The organism is Streptomyces odonnellii, assembly GCF_000981895.1.
GTDB classification, from domain to species: domain Bacteria; phylum Actinomycetota; class Actinomycetes; order Streptomycetales; family Streptomycetaceae; genus Streptomyces; species Streptomyces odonnellii.
On record NZ_LATD01000337.1, the window covers coordinates 1 to 1,711 of the forward strand.

At 73.1% G+C, this 1,711-nt stretch carries 1 protein-coding gene; it reads left to right on the top strand.

Annotated elements, in window-relative coordinates:
* Window positions 1-400: 400 nt before the first annotated feature.
* The coding region (locus tag WH07_RS28305) for a sigma-70 family RNA polymerase sigma factor (RefSeq protein WP_046505953.1) at window positions 401-1,711 on the top strand (1,311 nt) is incomplete at its 3' end.

Sequence of the window (1,711 nt, forward strand, 5' to 3'; positions counted from 1 at the left end):
GGCATTGAAGAGACAGCGTTGGGGGGCGTTCATCGCGACGGCGTTTTTCGCGACCGGCCTCTTCGTCGGGGGCTTCTCGTGAGGGGCGTCGGCCTGGCCGGGGCGCGGGCGGGATGCGGCCTTGCGGCGTGACCGTCGCCGGTGCGCGGTTATTGCCGCTCGGGGCTATTGCCGCTCGCGACCCGGGAGTTGGCGGGCGCTCTGTTCGAACTGGCTTAGCTCTGAATGGGGTTGAGCCTTCCCCGAACGGGTGAACGTTAACGCCGGGGTCCGGGAAACGTCCCCGGATGAGTGGTTGCCGGGCTCGAAGGTCCGGGCGCGGGGGCGCTCTGTGGCACTCTGTCCCGGTGTTCGGGTCAGAGGGTGCGTTCAGAGGGCGGCGCGTACGGGGGCTTCCGCGATGAGCGGTGACGGACGGGACGAGCCGCTCGGTGGCGGTGGTGCCGACGGCGGTACGGAACCCGGCGGGACGGTCCCTCCGCAGGTGCCGAACCAGGGCGGCCCCAAAGACGCCCCGGGCCCGGGCGGTCCTGGCACCACGGCCGGGCCCGGCGGTCCTGGCGGGCGCACTTCCGGGGTGCCGGGTGTGCCGGGTGTGCCAGGTGTCCCGAGCGTCCCGAGTGTCCCTGAGCAGAGCGGGCCCGGCGGGTCCGGACGGCCGGCCGGGTTTCCGGGCGGTCTGATGCCTCATCCCTCGACGGGTTCGCCGGCCGGCGCCGGTGGCGGACCCGTCGAGGCGGAGAGCAGCGTGCCTCAGCAGCGCGAGCCCGCCGGGGCGTCCTCGGCCGTGCCGACCGCATCGGCCGAGCCGTCCCTCGTCGATCCCTCGGCGCCCGGGGGAACTCTCTCGGACGCCGATCTGATCCAGCGGATGCGGGACGGCGACGACAGCGCCTACGAAGAACTGTTCCGCAGGCACTCGGACGCGGTGCGCCGTTATGCCCGTACGTGCTGCCGCGACGCGCACACCGCGGACGATCTCACGGCCGAGGTGTTCGCCCGTACCCTCCAGGCGGTACGGGGCGGAGCCGGGCCGGAGCAGGCGGTGCGGGCGTATCTGCTCACGACCGTACGGCGGGTGGCCGCTTCCTGGACGAAGTCCGCGAAGCGGGAGCAACTGGTCGAGGACTTCGCGGTGTTCGCGGCGCAGGCCGCACGCTCCTCCGAGGTCTCCGACACGGACACGCTCGATCTGGGCGCGGATGTGCTGGCGATGCGCGAGGCCGAGCACTCCATGGCGATGCGGGCCTTCCGCAGTCTGCCCGAGCGCTGGCAGGCGGTGCTCTGGCACACGGCGGTCGAGGAGGAGTCGCCGAGCGAGGTCGCGCCGCTCTTCGGGCTGAGCGCCAACGCCACGGCGGTCCTGGCCCATCGGGCGCGCGAGGGGCTCAAGCAGGCCTATTTGCAGGCCCATGTGAATACGGCGCAGACCTCGGGCGGCGACTGCGCACGGTACGCGGACCGGCTCGGGGCGTATGCCCGCGGTGGGCTGCGGACGCGGGCGGAGCGCGGGCTGCGCAAGCATCTGGAGGAGTGCGCCAAGTGCCGTCTCGCGGTGGGCGAGTTGGCGCACATCAATGACAAGATCCCGGCGCAGGTGCTGCCGGTCGCGGTAATCGGCTGGTTCGCCGCGGGCTATTCGCTCAAGGCCGCCGGAATCGTGGCGGGCGGAGCCGCGGGCGCGGCGGGGGCGGGTGCCGCGGCGGCGGCC